Origin of the sequence: Vibrio ruber DSM 16370, from assembly GCF_900163965.1 — a bacterium.
GTDB classification, from domain to species: domain Bacteria; phylum Pseudomonadota; class Gammaproteobacteria; order Enterobacterales; family Vibrionaceae; genus Vibrio; species Vibrio ruber.
The window spans coordinates 13951-32789 of record NZ_FULE01000010.1; the positions used below are offsets into that span (position 1 = coordinate 13951).

Here is an 18839-nt window from a genome sequence, read left to right on the forward strand (position 1 = left end):
AGATATTTTGCAGAACATCTATAAGCAAACGTTTGCTTCTGGTATGTTTTCTGAGCCTTTGCTCAAGCTGGTAATTTTTTAGGCATTTAAAACATCAGATTAGAGAAACTCGTTGATTTACTCGGGTGAATTCGTATAATCCCACCCCGTAACGCGCCCTTAGCTCAGTTGGATAGAGCACGTGCCTTCTAAGCATGTGGTCACAGGTTCGAATCCTGTAGGGCGCGCCACTTATTTCGATAAGGCCCCGATGATACTTGTATCGTCGGGGCTTTTTCTTTTGTGGTGCCATTGGATGTCCAATTTTAATTAATTTAGTTGGGCAAACGAATACCTAAGCTGTTTAAAGTTTCTGTTGTCATAGTGCCTGTGGCTTTTAATTTATTGTCAGTCTGGTAACGTTTTAACGCCTTAGCTGTATTGGAACCCATTATCCCATCTATTGCCCCTATGCTATATCCCTTGGAAAATAATGCAATTTGAACTCTCATTACTAGAGTTTTTAAGGCATCGGTAGATGGCTTAATTACTTGTTTCGGGGGGGAAGCTACTGGAGGTGGCTGTACACTAGTTGTTGGAGCGCTGTATGTAGTGCTAGGGGAAGTATATGTACGGCTGGGAGCCACATAAGTTCCTGTAGATCTGGATGAGTAGTGCGAACGATGGCTTGAATGAGAGCGATGACTGGAATGAGAACGATGTGCGGCATAAAGGTTAGCAGAGTCATCATTTAATGATTTCTCAAAATTGATTAGATTATCTAATTGAGCTCCATCTAAATCAGGTAGTGCAACAGTTTGAGTCGCGTAAGCATGAGATGATAGAACTGCCCCAACACTAGACATTGAAACACCAGATAGCACATCTTTAACCAATGATAAAAGTCGATTTATTTTCCAGTCCATATTTATTTTCCTCAGTTAATCTAAAAAGGCACAATCTCTTTAGACGTAAATTTTGCTGTCTTATGAGAATTAAAAAATCCACCACATAATTCTATTTTTTCGCAACTCTCACATTTCTCATAAAACACATTCTTCCAATCAGAAATACTCTTAACTGCTATATTGTGTAGCTCTATAGGTAATTTACACAGAGGGATATTGTATAAAAGAACGTTAATAGGACTACATTGCATCAATTTAATACTGTGGTAAATGTTATCTATATATGATTCAATCTCGTCCCATACCAGTTCATAATTTGATTTAGCATAACCTGTGGATTCAACGCCCATCATGGCTACAGTATTAACAAAAGGCATATTCCATAGAATGAATTCCATAATATCCCTGATATTAACTAAAACTGAACGTGTGAGAACTATTCTTAATTCTACTGATTGTCCCTTTGAAGCTAAGTTATATATCCCATGAACTACCTTATTAAATGAGCCTTTAACTTGAGTATGAAAATCATGTTGTTGGGGTGTACTTCCATAAAGTGGGATACCCCATATGATATTAGAGTGTTCTATCTGTGAGATTTTTTCTACATAATCCATTTTATGGAAAGCAGTACCATTAGTAAGAATATGTAGCTGTGTTGATGGCAAAGTATTTTTACAGTGTTTGATTAAGTCAATTAACTGCTCACCAAGTAAAGTGGGTTCGCCGCCACTAATACCGAGAACTTTTTCATTTTTATCAATAAATTCAATTATCGCGTGGCATTCATTGATACGCCATTCATCTTTGATTTCTCTTGGCGGTTGGGAGCACATAATGCAATTATGATTACATCTCTCAGTTACAAAAAGAACATTTGAATTGCTCTTTTTTCTATAAGAAACATAAATCCCATTGGGTGATACAGATATAATATCACCAGAAGATACAATCTCAGGCATGCTCAAGTCATAAATCACAAGGCAATTAATTCCTTCATAAGAAAAGCCTTTCATTATGATAATAGCTCCCCATTCTAGGTTTAATATATCCCCCACATGGTCGGGATTACCATCTAACTTAAGACAATACTTATTTCCATATTCTCCAGTTGAAATAAAATCATGTAGATCTATAACTTTTAACGTAAGAGAACATTCAAAGTTGAATATTTTAGCAGTTGATTTTAGTGGTAAATTACTATTCATATTTTTCACCTTGTTGAGGTGATAATTTTGTCAGCCAACTAAAAAAGATTTCCTTATTAGTGTCATTTTCCATTAGTTTAAATAAATACCTATAAAGATATTTTTGTCGAGTACAAAAAGCATTATTGGCTCTATGTCCAACCATATCATTATAACGTGAATAATTTTGTATTGGATTTGCACCACAATAAGGTAAATATGCACAATCACAGCAGCCTGGAAGGGTTTCTGCAATTCCAGAATTCAATATTTTTTTCATTACGGGAGATGACATCAGACTCAAATAGCTATCACTGGCATTGCCTAAGCATAGAGAGTTATCTCCCATTTCAAAAAGCATTCTGGACTCATCGGATGGATAAACCTTACCGTTGTAGTTGTAGACAAGAACACCTGTGCCATCCCCACAAGGAGAACGCATATCTACATAACCACTAGCAAATGGCGTAAGTGCATTATTTAATGCTAAAGAAGCACTAACTTCTTCTAGTAGGTATCCGTTTTTGTTTATTTCGATGATATAATCGAAGGATTTTCTATAAAATTTATTGAATTCATCCATTGTGTATGAAACATTTTTTTCTCTTTTTACAGCAAACCCATACATGTTTAGAGGACGTAAGAAAATCGAATGAAAGCCATGGGAAATATATTCATCAATGATTTCCTTTGGATATTTTAGGCTATCACGGGTAATCGTTGTCATTCCAGCAATATTATCAAATCCAAGCCATTTTCGTGCTGAGTTAAGACCATTAAGTGTTTTAGTATAACTATCCTTGCAAGAATTTGGCCTATTTTTATTATGTAACCATTGAGGACCATCTAGAGAAGTTGAGATATGAATGTCATGTTTTTTCAAAAAAATCAAAATATTATCATCAATGTATTGTAAACTGGTGGCAACAACAAATTGAATTTTTTTATCTTTATTTACTGATAATATTAATTCGACGATATATTTTAATATATCGAAAGCAAGAAGAGGCTCACCACCTTGAAATTCAACAGTTATATTTTTTGATGGTGATTCAAACATTCGGTAAACAAATTCTCGAGCATCTTCAATTCTCATATCATAAGAATAGTTGTTGGGGGACTTGCGAGTAACTTGACAATATTCACAGGAGTTATCACACCTTAAGGTTAAAACAAATATATGTAATGCTGGGCCACCGATTAGAAATGATTTTCTTGTTTTAAACTTTGAAGCTAGAGTTCTGAATTGGTAATTAGAATCGTCTGTATATAAAAACGATTTTGATAACAAATTTTCGAATAGATTACTATTAATATTTAGATTGCCATTAATTAGGCTATCTAAATCGTTACTATTTATATATTGGCTTTGTCCTACTTCATTTATGAGTAAAAATCGATCGTTATCAAACCTATCAAATCTAAAAGGCATTAACTTATAACTGTTATATCCAAAGTTTTCATATGGTATTATTTTCACATAAAACTCCTTTATTTAATTCCCGCTTCATTTAATGCTGCTTTGACGAGTGTTTCTTTAAGATTATGAGTTTGTTCGAAAATTTTTTCTCTGAGTTGATAATCAATAACGGACGTTTTGATCTGGTCACAAATATCACTACTAGCAATATCTCTAGATTTTGGAGAGAATGTTACAATAATTTGACCATCTGTCATCCTCACCTCATAAGTGGCCAGTAAGGCAGCGTCGTAACAAGCTTTTAACACTGCTTCTTTTGAGAAAATACGACTATCGAATTCTACCTCTTCATTGCAAATACACATCTGTCACCCTTTCTATCCCTATAACCAAAATTGATCAGAAATTAGAATACGGTCAGAAATGATAGAAAATGTTATTCAAGATCATGAATATCGATATAAGCAAGTAGTTTTATTTCGATAAGGCCCCGATGATACTTGTATCGTCGGGGCTTTTTCTTTATCTGAACCGTTGAACATCAGCCGGTATACGGAGTAATGTAGCTTAAGACAAGTGTTCGTAATGCTGCTGTGAGATAGCAGCTTGCTCATTACTGTAGGATCAAAGGAAATGATGAACATTAGAAACGCGGAAATTGCGGACTTAGACGCGTTGTTGGTTTTAAGTGAGCAAATCGGCACACTACACTTTAACAATGCACCGCTCGTATTTAAAAAACCTTCAGCTGCTGATAAACCTTTTTGGCTGAATGTGTTGAATGACGAATCAACGCTTTTTTTGCTGGCGGAGACAGAGTATCAGATTGTTGGCTTTTTAACCGCCACGATCACCAAAAATGAAACGATTCCATTTATTGTCAGTTGTCGGATATGTCGTATTGGAACGATCATTGTTGATGAGAAACATCGTGCTTGCGGTATTGGTACTAAACTGATGTCAGCCTGTGAACAGTGGGCAAAGTCACAAGAGGCGACGCAAATCAGACTTGAGGTGATGGATTTTAATCAATCGGCGCAACAGTTTTATCAGCAACTCGGCTTTCAAGACCAATCACACATTATGTGTCGGTATCTCGACTGACTCAATATAAGTGTTTATCGGTTGCCGAACGTTACTCTCTTAAACAAGGTGCTCGTCGCACAGGGAAGACAGGAGATACATTTTGATTAGTCATATTGATCACATCGTTTTAACGGTTTCGGATATTGAGCGCTCAGTCGCCTTCTATAAACGGGTACTACACATGGAAGATATCTCGTTTGGCAATGGCCGCAAGGCGGTGAAATTTGGCTGCCAAAAGATCAACTTTCAAATCTTAGGTCAGGAAACCAGAAACGCAGCGCAGGTTGGTTCGGGAGATTTGTGTTTAATCACTGACTGGCCTTTAGGGGATGTCGTCAATCACTTAGCCAATGAGGGGGTCGAAATTGTAGAAGGGCCGGTAGAGAAATCAGGTGCAAGCGGTCCGATTCAATCGGTTTATTTCTTGGATCCGGATTCAAATTTGATTGAGGTCAGTGTTTATGGGTAAAGCGTGAGCCGCAGTCTGCGGTATGACGATTTCCACTTTCCGGCTTCGATATATGACGCACAATTGCGTTCCTCGATTTCAGAGGGATTGGCGTCCTATGCGCCAGTAACGCTTGCCAAGATACAAGACTCACCAGAAATCTTTTTTGTTTGGCTGGAGTGCTCGTTGTTCAGAACCAATGTCCAGAATCGATATCCAGAACCGATTTTTACGGCCGTCCCGCCCGGAAAACCGAATCATTCTTCCGGGCATTATTTTCTTTTTAACATTTGTACACTCCTGTTGTGATCTTTATTCAGAGATTGGATTTTACCTATAAAAGCATGAAACCAGATGCTTTTGCATAGCAATTGATAAACATTGGTCGCTCTTATACTATCGCAACTTAACCTGCGTAAAAGGAATACTTACCGTGTTGTCTTTTTTATCAAGATTTCATTTCATCTGGATGAGTTTATTGCTGCTCTCCGGCTCTCTTCAGGCTGCCGATTTTTATGTCTCTGATATCAGTGAAACCACTCAAGATGACGCACCGGCTTTAGTGATTCGTTTTACCAGTCCGGTTAATACTGAAACTGACCTTCGCCAATTTGTGGCTGTGACGCCCAGTCCTGCGACCGGCAATATCTGGGTTCCGCAAAACCATGGCCGACAATGGGTGTTGCCCTTTGTTGAGCCGAGCACAGAGTACACCATCAAAGTCGATAAAAGGCTTCAATCGGTTGGTGGGATAACTATCTCTGAGAAAGATAGTGAAGGCAATGTGCACCAATTTGAACGTACCGTTAAGACGCGTAAAATTGTCCCCGGTGCAAATTTTGCCGACAAAGGAACCTTTTTGGTCGGCAAAATTCAAAATGGGATTCCTGTCACCGTGATTAATCAGAAAGCGATTGATTTAGATGTATTTCGGGTTCGGGACGATGCTTTAGATCGCTTTATTGACGAAACATCTCTACAGGGGATGAATAATTACTACAGGCTTGAGAAATTAGAACAATACGCAGATCTAGTCCATACGGCACGCTACGAAAATGATGCAAAAGCCAATCAGCGGAAGACCTATAATTTAAACTTAGATCCGGTCTTAGAAAAAAATGAACCGGGGATTTATGTCGCGGTCATTCGCAAAGCCGGCAGTTATGATTATGCCTATGACACGGCAGTCTTTACGATCACTGACATTGGCTTACATGTCAGAAAATACAAAGAATCTCTGGTGGTTTACAGTCACTCGATTGCGACATCAAAGCCTCTTGCCGACGTCGATCTGCGTTTTTTATGGCCCAAGACCAATCAACAAGCGGCGCGTGAACAAAGCGGCACAACCGACCCGGATGGCAGCTATCAGTTAAAAACCAATGACCTGCCCAAAGTCGTCGTTGCACGTCAGGGGAATGGGATTTCCTTTCTTAAATTAGATGAAGGTGAGCTGGATTTGTCTGCTTACCCGAATGTGCCCAGCTTGCATCGTCATTATCAGATGTTTATGTACGGACCCCGTGATCTGTATCGCCCCGGTGAAGAAGTTTTAATCAATTTACTCCTCCGTGATTTTGACGGTCAAAAAGTTACCGGCTTACCACTGAAAGCCAAGCTTTATGATGCCCGGGGTGAACGCATAAAGCAGTTCACTTGGCAACCGGACAGCACCAATCTATACCAAGTTGCTTTTCAGTTAGGCGACAATGTCCCTACCGGGAAGTGGCGTCTTGAAGTCAGCATGAATGACGACTATGTCGATACCTATTGGTTTCAGGTGGAAGAGTTCTTGCCGGAGACGATGACCCTGTCATTTTACGATGGCGTGCCTAACCAAACTCGCTATGCACCGACTGGCGGTGAGTTTGATGTGCCGATACAAGCCGATTATCTCTATGGCGCACCTGCGGCGGGCAATCGTGCTGATGCGGTGATTATGGTGTCGCCTTCAACCTCACCATTTCCGGCACTCAAGGATTTCTATTTTGGCAATGCCAAAGAAAGAATCAGAGAGCGGACATGGAAAAGTCCGGAAGTTAAGTTGGATCAAGCGGGGAAGGGGGAAATCAAGATTCCTGATAATTGGTCCAAGATAACTGTGCCGTTACGTTACCTTGTCAGTGCGAGTGTTTATGAAAGCGGCGGCCGTCCGGTGACCCGTAATCAGCAAGTCATACAGTTGCCGGATTACGACAAACTGGTCGGGATTCAACCGCAGTTTAAAGGCCGACCTGCATCTGACAGTACCGTGCAATTTAAGCTGTTGAGTGTCAATCAACAAGGCAAGCCGGTTGCCGATAAAGTCAATGTTCGTCTGTCTCGCAACTATCGGGAATATTTCTGGGAGTATAATGACTCGCGTGGCTGGCGCTGGAATTATAAAAGCCACATTTATACTGTCGGTAGCCAAGAGGTCAATCTCAAGGGCGGTGCCGTGAGCGTCGATTTTCCGGTGCAATGGGGAACTTATATTTTAGAGGTCACCTCAGCAACGGGCGCCAAGAGCACTTTTGAGTTTGAAACCGAATGGAGTTGGGATAACGACCAAAACAGCAATAATGTCAAACCAGATATGCTGCACATGGCTTTAGATAAAGACCACTATCAGCCCGGTGACAGTGCAAAAATTCGTTTGACGAGTCCGACGACGGGCGACGCGATTATCAATGTGGAATCCACCGATGGGGTGTTGTACACCCTGCATCAACAGCTCCAAAAAGGTGAAAACGAAGTTCGGATTGAGATTCAAAAAACGTGGAACCGACATGATTTGTATGTCACGGCAATGGTATTAACCCCGGCCGACCAGGTTACGGAAGTTGCGCCTAAACGTGCATTGGGAATGACGCACTTATCGATTATACGCCCGGATGCCATCGCGCAAGTTGAACTGACCACAAAAGACAAAACTCAGCCCAACAAAAGGGTCAATGCCCATATCAAAGTGACTAATTTAGCGGCATTGGGTGAGCAAAAACTGTATGCCACGGTCGCGCTGGTGGATAAAGGTGTGTTGAATATTACGTCTTATCAACCGCCACGACCAGAACTGTACTTCTATGCACCGCGTCGGTTTGAATCTGCGTACTACGATATCTATGGCAAGATCATCAATAACTTAGGTTATGACATGATTAATCAGAAGTTCGGTGGTGATGGGTTTGATGAATCGGACGAAGCGCTCAGTCGTGGTGGTAAAAAGCCTAAGTCGGATGTACAAATTGTATCGTTCTTCAGTGAACCGGTTGCCCTGACGAACGGTGAAGCCGATGTGAGTTTTGAATTACCAAGTTTTAACGGCAAATTAGAATGGATGGTTGTGGTCTATGGCGACCATAGCTATGGTAGCGCCGATAAAGAGATGACAGTTGCTGATAAGGTGGTTTCACAAATCGCTATGCCTCGTTTCCTCGCAATGGGGGATAAGAGTCAAATAAGTGTTGATCTGCATAATCTCTCCGATACCGCTCAAACGCTTCAGGTGAGTATCAACGTTGAGGGCGCGCTCACGAGTGAAGGTTTACAGCAGGAACTGACGCTGGCCGATAAAGAAAAGACCGTCCTCACCGTTCCTATCGCGGGTGCCGACATTGAAGGTCAGGGCGTGATTCAACTCAATGTCAGTAATGGGGATGACATCAATATCACGCGAACATGGCGAATGGGTGTCCGCAGCCCCTATCCTTGGGTAACCGATGAACGCCGTGCAACACTTGATCCCGGTGAGCAGTGGCAACCGAATGTTGACCTCAGCGAATTGCGAGACAGCAGTGTTCAAGCCATGCTGACGATTTCTGATCGCCCGGCGATTAATTTCAGAAGTCAGTTCGAAAACTTATTGCAATACCCTTACGGTTGTTTAGAACAAACCACCAGCTCGACCTATCCTTGGCTACTACTCAACGAAGATATGGTCACAAAGCTTGGCTTAAAGGAGAGTATTGAGCAACAGTTCCAGCAGCCATTTAGTGAGGCATTTCGTCTGGAACAGATCCGGAAAGGGATTGAGAAACTGAAGGCAAAACAGCTCAGTCATGGTGGTTTTGGCTATTGGGATGCCGGTAGCTGGGAATCGCGCTGGGGAACGGTTTATGCCACGGAGTTTTTAATTGATGCGCGTAAACAAGGCCTTGTGATCGATGACGATATGTTAAAGCGTGCGATCAAGCGTTTGAGCTTCTTTGTCAACAATGACCCTAAAAGCGATATGTGGAGTGAAAGCCAAGAATACCATCAGTTCTCGTATCGTGCTTACGCTGCTTTTGTTTTAGCGAAGGCCAATGCCATCAGCTTAAGTGCCTTGCGCCGACTTTACACGCAGGCCACATCAACGGATAAAGAGTCGTTGTTTGGTATAAAATCAATTCGATATGATGAGTCGGGGCTCGCCTGGATGCATTTAGCCGGTGCATTACATCAGTTAAATGATACCCGCAGAGCGAAAGATGCACTTTCTTATGCCCTGAGTATTAACCGTGAGCCTGATGCCTATTATCGGGATTATGGTTCGGTTGTCCGCGATCAGGCATTAAGCCTTGCTGTTGCCTTAGAGCTTGGTCTGGATGACGGCTCGCTGGCGGATAAAATGGTCGATAGTATGCAAGACAAGCGCTGGTTCAGTACACAAGAGCGGATTGCGCTATTAAAAGTCGCCCGCCAATATGCGCAAAAAGAGAGTCAGTGGCATGCCACCATCCAGTCCTCATCGAATGAACAGTCCGTTGTTAGAAAGCAGGCATTCAATTCGGTGTTTGATGCTGACCGTCTGCGCCAGCTCAAAGGGATTACCGCACACGACCAAAAGTTGTATGTCAGCCTGCAATATCAAGGGGCTCCGAAAAGTACACCGCAACCGTCCAGCGAAGGTATCCGCATTAACCGGCAGTATTACGACCTTAAAGGTCAGCCCACCACACCCGCGACACTCACCAGCGGCGATCTGGTCATTGTCGAATTAAGTGTGATGACGGCTGATAAAGATATCCGAATCCCGGATGCGTTAGTGGTTGATCTTTTACCAGCAGGTTTGGCGCTGGAAAACCAAAACCTGAGCAATGCCAGTGTCGATCTGGATAGTATTGTAATTGATGAGCAACCGCTTGGGCGCTACTTCCGTGAGAGTCAAGTGCAGTATCAAGAGTATCGCGATGATCGCTTTGTGGCGGCTGTCAGTCTGAACAATCACGCAGTGAAGAAGCTCTATTATCTGGCTCGGGCGGTCACACCGGGGATTTATCAAGTTGCACCGCCATTTGCAGAAGACATGTATCGTCCGAATTACCGTGCCGTCGGCACCTCAATCGGGACGATGGAGATACAGCCTCGTTAATGACTATTTTGAGTAAGCACCGCCGGTTATGGGTTTATTTGCCCATCGCCGGCATACTGCTGTTTCTGGCTTTCTTATGTTACGACCGGATCGTGCCGGTTGATTTAGATTCCCGCTCTCTTAGCCAGACCGTTCTTGCTGAGGATGGTTCTATTTTACGTCACTTTGCTGATGAAAACGGTGTCTGGCGATTTCCTGTGACCTTAGACGATGTTTCTCCGAACTACCTTACCGCGCTGATCACTTACGAAGATCAATATTTTTACGACCATCCGGGTGTGAATGTCCTTGCGCTCATCCGGGCTGCCTGGCAATGGGGCAGCACCGGGCAAATCGTATCCGGCGGCTCAACCTTAACCATGCAAGTGGCTCGTATCCGTTACCCAGAGCCCAGAACGGTGTGGGGGAAGTTCAAAGAAATCATTCGTGCACTGCAATTAGAGTGGCACTTCAGTAAAAGGGACATCCTCACTTATTATCTCAACCATGCGCCTTTTGGCGGCACTTATGAAGGCGTGCAGGCGGCTTCTTTAGGCTATTTTGGTCATTCGGTGAAGCAGCTGACCGACGCTCAAGCCGCATTATTGGCGATCTTGCCGCAAGCGCCCAGTTACTACCGCCCGGATCGGCATCCGGAGCGTGCCCGCCAGGCACGGGACAAATTAATGCGTCGTTTGGTCACCCAACACGCATGGTCATCAGAACGGTTAAACGATGCGTTAATCGAAGACATTGCTATCGTGCCGAAAGCGGCCTACCAATCTGCGCCCTTACTTGCGCGTAGATTAGTCACCGACAGCCAAGCCCCTCAGATTCAGACATTTATCCATTCCCAGTGGCAGAGTCAGACCAGCGAACTGCTCAGAAACTATGTCCACAGCATCGGGCAGAACGTTTCCGCAGCGGCTTTGGTGGTTGAGAATCGCACCGGTAAGGTCAAAGTCTATGCCGGATCTGCTGATTTCAATGATAACAGTCGTTTTGCTTATGTGGATATGGTGTCGGCCACGCGTTCACCGGGCTCAACCCTCAAACCATTTATCTACGGCATGGCCTTAGATGAAGGGATGATACACAGTGAAAGCTTATTGATGGATGTGCCCCTCAAATTCGGTGGCTATCAACCTGACAATTTTAACAGCGGATTCAGTGGCCCGGTGTCGGTCGCTCATGCCTTGCAGAAAAGCCTGAATATTCCGGCGGTTCAAGTGTTGGAGCGGCTCAAGCCGGTTTATTTTTTCTTAAAGATGAAAAAAGCAGGCATCGAATTCAAACTACCGGCCGGGGCAAAACCGAATTTAGCCATTGCGCTCGGTGGGGTCGGCTCTGATTTAGAAGATTTAGTCTATGCGTACACTAGCCTGGGCAATCAAGGACAAGCGCAGCACCTTCGCTTTAGTCCGGCAGACCCACAGACACAACAACCGTTTTTAAGTGCAGGTGCAGCGTGGGTGATCCGAAAAATCTTGTTGGAGAATCCCAACTCAGTGGCCGGTTTAGCGGTGAAAACCGGCACCAGCTATGGGTTTCGCGATGCCTGGGCCATTGGTGTCAGTCAGCATTACACCATCGGCGTCTGGGTTGGCAGACCGGACAGCGTGCCCATGCCCGGCCATTACGGGCAAGTGACTGCGGTGCCGTTAATCAACAATATTTATCAGCGCCTTAATGACCAGCGCCCCGATCCGGCGGCTCCCGACAGTGTTTCTCAAGTCGATATATGCTGGCCACAGGGTGACCGTGTGAAGACCGACTGTGAGGCGCACCATCGTGCTTATATCATCGATGGTACCATTCCGAAGACTTGGTACAACATTGCTGAGCAGCAACAACTGTTTAATCAGTCTGAATTTCATTTTTGGCAAGCCGATGACTCCAAGTTGCGTGTCAATATAAACTGTCAAATCAAGGCACAACGTCATAAGGTCACGGTATGGCCCGCACCGCTGGAGCCGTGGCTGAAACCTGAACAACGCCGGGCGGCTCGCATCCCAAACTGGGATCCGCGATGCAAAACGACAGGCAATATTATTCGTCAGTCTGCCGTGCATATCCATGGGCTTGCCAATCAGGATGCATTTCAGTTTCCGCAACAACAGATTCAAGATATCACCGTTTCCGCTGAGGGCGGAGAAGCGCCTTTTTACTGGCTGTTAAACGGGGTGTTATTGTCGAGTCAGCACAGAAAAATCACCTTAAATGATTTAAAAACAGGTCATTATCAACTCACGTTAATCGACCAAGCGGGCTCAAGAGATCAAGTGTCGTTTTCGGTGCGGCGCTATTAGTGTGAGTTGATATTGTTTGATCCGGTATAAGAAAAAACATACTTTTGGCGTCAAAAACAGTAAATTAATCAGTCTCTCAATCAATTCAGTGCTTCAATGCGTGAACCTCAGGAACAAACAGACATGAGCCAAGAACAACCCAATAACCCGTTGCACGGTTTGACTTTAGAAAAAATTCTGGTGCGTTTACAAGAGCACTATGGCTGGGAAGGGTTAGATGCAGCCATTCAAATTAACTGTTTTTACAACAACCCATCCATTAAGTCGTCATTAAAGTTTCTGCGCAGAACGCCGTGGGCAAGAGAGAAGGTCGAAGCACTGTATATTGAAACTTTCTGCAAATAAGAAAATATCCGATAAGGAGCGCTCAATTCATGGAATTACACACGATTTTACTGTTCGCTGTCGCATGTTTATCAATCAACTTAATACCGGGGCCAGACGTGATTTATATCGTGTCCAACACGATGAAAAGCAAAATGGTCGGGGGCGTGAAAGCTGCGCTAGGGTTAGGTGTCGGTTATTTCGTCCACACTTTGGCTGCGGTACTCGGTTTATCTGCCATTATCATGAGTTCTGCGTTGGCCTTCAGCATCGTTAAGTGGCTGGGGGCAATCTATCTGCTGTATTTGGGATTCAGTTCTCTCAAGTCGATGTGGCAGGGCGGTTCAAAGTTAACGACAGCAGCACATGCTCAGTCCCAAGGGAATGTCTTTCAACAAGGGATCATTGTCAGTGTTCTGAATCCGAAAGTCGCATTGTTCTTTCTGTCTTTTTTGCCGCAGTTTATCGATACCTCCGCCAGTTCTGTCAATATGCAGTTATTCATCTTAGGATTGTGTTTTAGTGGTTTGGCGACGCTGTGCAATATGATTTATGCGTTTGTCGGGAGTTGGTTATTAAAAAGTGCCAAAGCCAATCGTTATTCACGAATTATCGAAGGTTTCTCCGGGGTTTTGTTGATCGGCTTGGCCGGAAAAATCGTTTTCAGTAAACAGTAGGGTACTGATTGCGATATTTATTTTTAAGGTGAGATAATGACTAAAGCCGGATTTTGTATCCGTTTTACAGTGGTCTATACCGTGGTGATGGCAATTGCCGGTGTGTCTGCGGGGCTGCTGGGTATGGAGAGCGCATGAGTATCAAAATTAGAAAAGCTGTCATGAGTGATGCACAGGCCATCAGTGACTTAATTGTGCCGTTAACCGATAAGTATGTCTGCTCAACTTTCGATACATCAGCCCGGCAGGTTTTGCTTGGCTCTATGTCCGTGGAGAATATTGAAAGTTATTTATCTGCCGGTTATTTCTATGTCGTAGCTGTGAACCGCAATGATGATGTGGTTGGTGTGGCCGGTATCCGCGATTATTCACATTTGTACCATCTGTTTGTTGATGATAACTACCAGGGACAAGGGCTGTCTCGTCAGTTATGGGACGAGGTGAGACAAGTATCGCTGAACCACGGTAATCATGGTTACTTTACTGTGAACTCCGCCGTGAATGCAGAACATGTCTATTTTCGTTTTGGTTTTAAGCGTGTTGAGGGTGTCAGAAACAGAAACGGGATCTTAGATATTCCGATGGTGTTGGAACTGCTTGATTAACCTGTATATTGCTTTTCACCGAGTCGGTTACGATGTATTGCCAGCCATCGATGCGGCTCACAAGCAGGGTCGCACCGATTGGGTCAAATTTTTACGCACCGGACGATACTGATGACCAAAAAATGCAATTAGGATCATATTGTGATGATCTCTCGGGTACCATAGTATCGTATTCATTATTGGAATCGGTTCTGCTGTAAAGGAAATATGGGGTGAGCAAAATGAATGGAAGTGTCAAGATTATTCAGCGGATACTGTTCAATCGGGATGCGGTTTTATCAATGATCGTACCGGCATTGATTTATGGTCTGACTTATCGATATTTGGGATTGATTGATGCGGTTCTCGCTTCCGGTTTTTATGCGATATTGGTGAGCTTCTGGCTGAAATCAACCAAATATATTGCATTTTTATTTGCGGTGTTCGGGCTGATTGAAATCACGATTGTCTGGTTGATCCCCGGTCAATGGTTGTTGAATACGCTGTTTGTGAAGTCTTTGGTGGGAGCGTTGCAAACCGCGTTGATATTCCTTATCTTTGCGCTGATCAATAAACCGATTCCCAAGTTGTTTGCCGAGGTTGCATCTCCCAGCCTGAAGCAGTGGGATTTTAGTCAAACGAAAACCTATATCAGTATTTGGCAGCGGCTCTCTTATATATGGGTCTTCGCATATCTTGCCAAGGCATTGTTGTTGTTCGCGTTATATCCGATGAATGCCGATAGTCTCGTCACATTTAATTTGGTGTCTGGCTGGCCGATGCAGATTGGTTTAATCGTATTTTCCGTGCCTTATGTTCGCCGCCAGTTTGGTAAATATGCATCTGGATAAATTGGTGGGGTAGAGGTTAAGGCTTTATTTTCTGGTTGAATTGAGTCTTCAATGAAAAATTATTTTGAAAGTCCCTTTAAGGGCAAACCACTCACAGAGCAGGTGAGCAACCCCAATATCAAGGTGGGGCGTTATAGTTATTATTCAGGCTATTATCATGGGCATTCATTTGATGATTGTGCCCGTTATCTGTTGCCTGATCGTGATGATGTTGATCAGCTGATTATTGGCAGTTTTTGTTCTATCGGGACCGGTGTCGCCTTTATGATGGCTGGCAATCAAGGGCACCGATATGACTGGGCAACCTCATTTCCTTTCTTTTATATGAGTGAGGAGCCTGCATTTTCCGGCGCTATGGATGCCTATCAAAGTGCGGGGGATACCGTGATTGGCAGCGATGTCTGGATTGGGTCTGAGGCCATGATTATGCCCGGCATCAGGATCGGTCATGGTGCCGTGATCGGCAGCCGGGCTTTAGTCACCAAAGATGTTGAGCCTTATACAATTGTCGGTGGCAATCCGGCCAAACCAATCCGGAAACGGTTTTCGGAGCAGGAAATTGCCATGTTGCTGGAAATGGCGTGGTGGGATTGGCCATTGGCGCAAATTAAAGCAGCGATGCCGTTATTGTGCTCGTCTGATATTACGAACCTTTACTATCACTGGCAAAGTTCAAACGGCTAATCGATTGCGATTGCCGGGCTCTGATATCTGAGCTTGTGGTGCCGTCTTCTATCGATTAACAAGACTCGATTAACAAGACGTCTTCTCACCCATTCACCATAAGAGAGAAAAGAAGTCATTATTGGCCGTTGTCGTCGGCTGTTTCAGGAGAGAATCCGGATATGGATATTTTGTTATATAGTGCTAAGGGCTCCAATAGCTCGGAAAGAGTTCAGTGGGTGCTTAATTTTAAGGGTATTCCCTACCAAATCGTCGAGGTCAGTTCACAAGCGCTGAACTCGACTTATCTGACCATTAATCCGTTTGGCTATGTACCGTCACTCGCGGTCAATGGGGTAGTGTTTTCTGAGTCGATGGCGATCGCTGAGTATCTTGAAGAACGTTTTCCTCGTCGCTCTTTGCTCGGTGAAAACCTCAATGAAAGAACGCATATTCGCCGTGTCTGTGAATATGTCAATGGCAGTATTCATTCGCCGCAAAACAGAACGGTGCTGCAATTTTTGCGTCCTGATATTGATGAGGTTTCGAAACGGCAACTCCGTGGCGAGTGGATCATGCACTGTCTCGAAAAACTCAGTACATCGCTTTGTCATGAGTCCGGGTACGCGATTGGTCATGGTTTTAGCCTGGCCGATATATTTGTGGCTTCCATATACAAAAAAGCCTTGCAGCATGGTTGCTGTGGTCATGCATTCTACAATCGGCATCTGATGTTTATTCGACAGAATGACAGTGTCATGGCTTCAGAACCTCCGGCATATTCACCCGATTGAACCCATAACTCGTATTGCGGGGGTGGATTTCGTCAAGCCACAGGATGTTATGTGTTTAATATTGTGGTTTGAGATGTTTGAGATAAAAAGGGAAGCCAGATGAGATTGCTTCCCTTTTTTGCTGAGATGTGTCGCTGAGACCGCGTGAATTAAATTTTAAAACGTGAAACCAAATGATTCAGCTGCTCTGCCAGCCGGGCGATTTCACCACTGGATTGACGGGTTTCATCGGATGCCACGGCATTTTCTTCAGCGATTTGACGCACATTGACAATGTTTTCATTGATACTTTCAGCAACTGTGCTCTGCTGCTCAGAAGCACTGGCAATTTGCATGTTCATATCATTAATGACACCGATAGCATGGAGAATAGCCTGTAACGTTTTATTGGTTTCATCAGCCTGTGCAACACATGCAGTTGCTTGTTTTTTGCCTTGATTCATCGCATCGACAGTACTTTGCGTCCCGAGTCGGAGTTGCTCAATAATATTCTGGATCTCTTGAGTAGAGTCCTGTGTTCTGGATGCCAGCGAGCGAACTTCATCAGCCACGACCGCAAATCCCCGGCCTTGCTCTCCGGCACGGGCTGCCTCGATTGCCGCGTTCAGGGCGAGCAGGTTGGTTTGCTCAGCAATGCCTCGAATCACATCCAGAATGGTACTGATGTTGTGAACTTCTTGTTCTACCTCGCTGAGTTTTTCCGAAGATTGTGTGACGCTGTCTGAAAGTGCATGGATAGCAGTGATGGTTCGTGTCACAACATTCGCTCCGGATTCAGCTTCCTGATTAGCTTTATCGGCTGCACTGGCTGCCTGAGAGGCACTGTTCGCTACATCATGAACGGTCACCGTCATCTCATTCATAGCGGTTGCAACCATTTCCGTTTCTGATTCTTGGCGGATAATACTTTGACTGCTTTGCTCAGTGACCGTTGCCAGTTCAGTAGAGGCTGATGCAAGCTCGGTGCTGGCTCCGGAAATCGTAGTGATCATCTGTTTCAGATTCATCGCTGTATTTTGCACCGCGGCAAGCAATAACCCGGTTTCATCTTTACTGGTTTTTCCGACATCAACGGTGAGATCACCTTCTGCCAGTTGATTGGCTGCATTTACGGCTTTGCGAACCGGTCTGGTAATGACAATGGTCAACACATAAGAAGCGACAATACCTAACAAGATTGCCAGTACCGATAAAATCATCGTAATTTCGATACTTCTGTTGGTATCATTTTTCAACTGAGGACCCAGAGTATCCTGCTCCTGCATAACTGACTGTGTGATTTTCTCGACATTAGTAGCAATCTGAGGGCCGAGTCTGTCCAATGTGTCTTCAATAATCGTATTGGCTTGTAAAATCTGTTTCTGGATGCCACGCATATCCTTGAGATAATCTTGATGTGCCTTCAGGAAATTCATGAACAGATCTTGTTGTGAGGTTCCCTGCAGATCTTGTTTTAGTGCTGAGATTTCATCCTGTAGCTCTTGATCCATATTAGTAATCGCGATGGTGAAATCTTCATTGCGACTGCTTTGCAGATATTTAACCACAAAAAGACGGCCAACGAGCATACCACGCTGCGCCTGAGCGGCATGATAAGTGAGCATGCTATTCCCTTCTTGATTGGCGTTATTGATAATTTCAGCAATGCTCTTGCGCATGGTTTCACCATAGATGCCGAGTTGTGCTTCAAGCGCATTGCGTTGTCTGATTAATTCAATAACTTGTTTGAAGGCCTTGTCATAGGTGTTAATTGAGAGGCTCACCTGATCAATCAGGTTTTCTCTGTCCGCTGAATGGACAGATTGCTTTGCTTCATTTAAGAAGCTTTGCATTTTGGCAAGATAATCTTGATATGTGGCAATATCCTCGGTGTTTCTGGTTCGCAGGAAATCTTTCACATTCATACGAACCATCAGCATATTGGTTTGTAACCGACTAGAAAGGTTACTCTCTCGAGCCAAATCTCTATATTTATTGACCCCGTCACTAACTGACTGTAATGCAAAGATGCTTGCCCCTAAAACAATCGATAATAAAATTAGTACGACAGCAAACCCAGCACCAATTTTTAAGCCCAGCCTTAAATCCCTAAACATATTTTCACCTATTTATCTGTTTTGGTAGTTTTTTTGACGTTGTTTTGGCAATACATGCGTGCCAGAAAAGCCGTGCCAGCGAAGCGACAAAATACGCGACATATAGTATCAAACTAATGTGCAAATTATAGACTATTTAGAACTCGTCAGAGTAGTAAAGCGAGCAGAATTACAAGCATCTCGGGGGGGGGGGGGGGGGGGA

General features: G+C 44.0%; 15 protein-coding genes and 1 tRNA gene. 11 read left to right on the forward strand and 5 right to left on the reverse strand.

Annotated elements, in window-relative coordinates; translation table 11 throughout:
• Positions 1 to 153 precede the first annotated feature (153 nt).
• Positions 154 to 230 (forward strand) — tRNA-Arg (locus VR7878_RS03185).
• A gap of 84 nt (positions 231 to 314) precedes the next feature.
• Here the strand turns inward: VR7878_RS03185 and hxsA are convergent.
• From hxsA to hxsD, 4 genes are read right to left on the reverse strand one after another with little or no spacing between them, the layout of a single operon-like run.
• Complete coding sequence (gene hxsA / locus VR7878_RS03190) at positions 315 to 905, reverse strand: His-Xaa-Ser repeat protein HxsA (RefSeq protein ID WP_077333385.1); 591 nt, start codon at positions 903 to 905, stop codon at positions 315 to 317.
• A 20-nt stretch (positions 906 to 925) separates the two neighbouring features.
• A complete protein-coding gene (gene hxsC / locus VR7878_RS03195) occupies positions 926 to 2095 on the reverse strand; it encodes a His-Xaa-Ser system radical SAM maturase HxsC (RefSeq protein WP_077333387.1) in 1170 nt (389 codons plus the stop codon).
• Positions 2088 to 3554 (reverse strand): His-Xaa-Ser system radical SAM maturase HxsB, encoded by a 1467-nt coding sequence (gene hxsB, locus VR7878_RS03200; protein WP_077333389.1) that lies wholly within the window; start codon positions 3552 to 3554, stop codon positions 2088 to 2090. Before hxsB ends, hxsC begins: the two co-directional genes overlap by 8 nt.
• Before the next feature lie 11 nt (positions 3555 to 3565).
• Complete coding sequence (gene hxsD / locus VR7878_RS03205) at positions 3566 to 3859, reverse strand: His-Xaa-Ser system protein HxsD (protein WP_077333391.1); 294 nt, start codon at positions 3857 to 3859, stop codon at positions 3566 to 3568.
• Positions 3860 to 4130: 271 nt separating this feature from the next.
• Here hxsD and VR7878_RS03210 point away from each other — a divergent pair, with 271 nt between their 5' ends.
• From VR7878_RS03210 to VR7878_RS03255, 10 genes are all read left to right on the forward strand, one after another.
• Positions 4131 to 4598, forward strand: a complete 468-nt coding sequence (locus VR7878_RS03210; RefSeq protein ID WP_077333413.1) for a GNAT family N-acetyltransferase — start codon at positions 4131 to 4133, stop codon at positions 4596 to 4598.
• A gap of 82 nt (positions 4599 to 4680) precedes the next feature.
• Positions 4681 to 5049, forward strand: coding sequence for a VOC family protein (locus tag VR7878_RS03215; protein WP_077333393.1), 369 nt, complete (start codon positions 4681 to 4683; stop codon positions 5047 to 5049).
• A 412-nt stretch (positions 5050 to 5461) separates the two neighbouring features.
• On the forward strand, positions 5462 to 10360 hold the full coding sequence (locus tag VR7878_RS03220; RefSeq protein WP_077333395.1) for an alpha-2-macroglobulin family protein: 4899 nt from the start codon (positions 5462 to 5464) through the stop codon (positions 10358 to 10360).
• Positions 10360 to 12648, forward strand: coding sequence for a penicillin-binding protein 1C (gene pbpC, locus VR7878_RS03225; protein WP_077333397.1), 2289 nt, complete (start codon positions 10360 to 10362; stop codon positions 12646 to 12648). The genes VR7878_RS03220 and pbpC overlap by 1 nt, the downstream gene beginning before the upstream one ends.
• A 123-nt stretch (positions 12649 to 12771) precedes the next feature.
• The gene (locus tag VR7878_RS03230; RefSeq protein ID WP_077333414.1) at positions 12772 to 12993 is read left to right on the forward strand and encodes a VF530 family protein; all 222 of its coding nucleotides are present in this window, start codon (positions 12772 to 12774) and stop codon (positions 12991 to 12993) included.
• Positions 12994 to 13022: 29 nt separating this feature from the next.
• Complete coding sequence (locus tag VR7878_RS03235) at positions 13023 to 13649, forward strand: LysE family translocator (RefSeq protein WP_077333399.1); 627 nt, start codon at positions 13023 to 13025, stop codon at positions 13647 to 13649.
• 134 nt (positions 13650 to 13783) lie between these two features.
• Positions 13784 to 14254: a GNAT family N-acetyltransferase gene (locus tag VR7878_RS03240; protein WP_077333401.1), complete on the forward strand. Its 471-nt coding sequence runs from the start codon at positions 13784 to 13786 to the stop codon at positions 14252 to 14254.
• Positions 14255 to 14466: 212 nt separating this feature from the next.
• A complete protein-coding gene (locus VR7878_RS03245; protein ID WP_139343995.1) occupies positions 14467 to 15084 on the forward strand; it encodes a hypothetical protein in 618 nt (205 codons plus the stop codon).
• Between the two features lie 51 nt (positions 15085 to 15135).
• Positions 15136 to 15768 carry a type B chloramphenicol O-acetyltransferase gene (catB, locus tag VR7878_RS03250; RefSeq protein ID WP_077333405.1) on the forward strand — a complete coding sequence of 211 codons (633 nt, stop codon included), beginning with the start codon at positions 15136 to 15138 and terminating at the stop codon, positions 15766 to 15768.
• A 161-nt stretch (positions 15769 to 15929) separates the two neighbouring features.
• Positions 15930 to 16541, forward strand: a complete 612-nt coding sequence (locus tag VR7878_RS03255; RefSeq protein WP_077333407.1) for a glutathione S-transferase family protein — start codon at positions 15930 to 15932, stop codon at positions 16539 to 16541.
• 149 nt (positions 16542 to 16690) lie between these two features.
• Here VR7878_RS03255 and VR7878_RS03260 read toward each other — a convergent pair whose 3' ends face one another.
• Positions 16691 to 18637 carry a HAMP domain-containing methyl-accepting chemotaxis protein gene (locus VR7878_RS03260; RefSeq protein WP_077333409.1) on the reverse strand — a complete coding sequence of 649 codons (1947 nt, stop codon included), beginning with the start codon at positions 18635 to 18637 and terminating at the stop codon, positions 16691 to 16693.
• Positions 18638 to 18839: the final 202 nt, after the last annotated feature.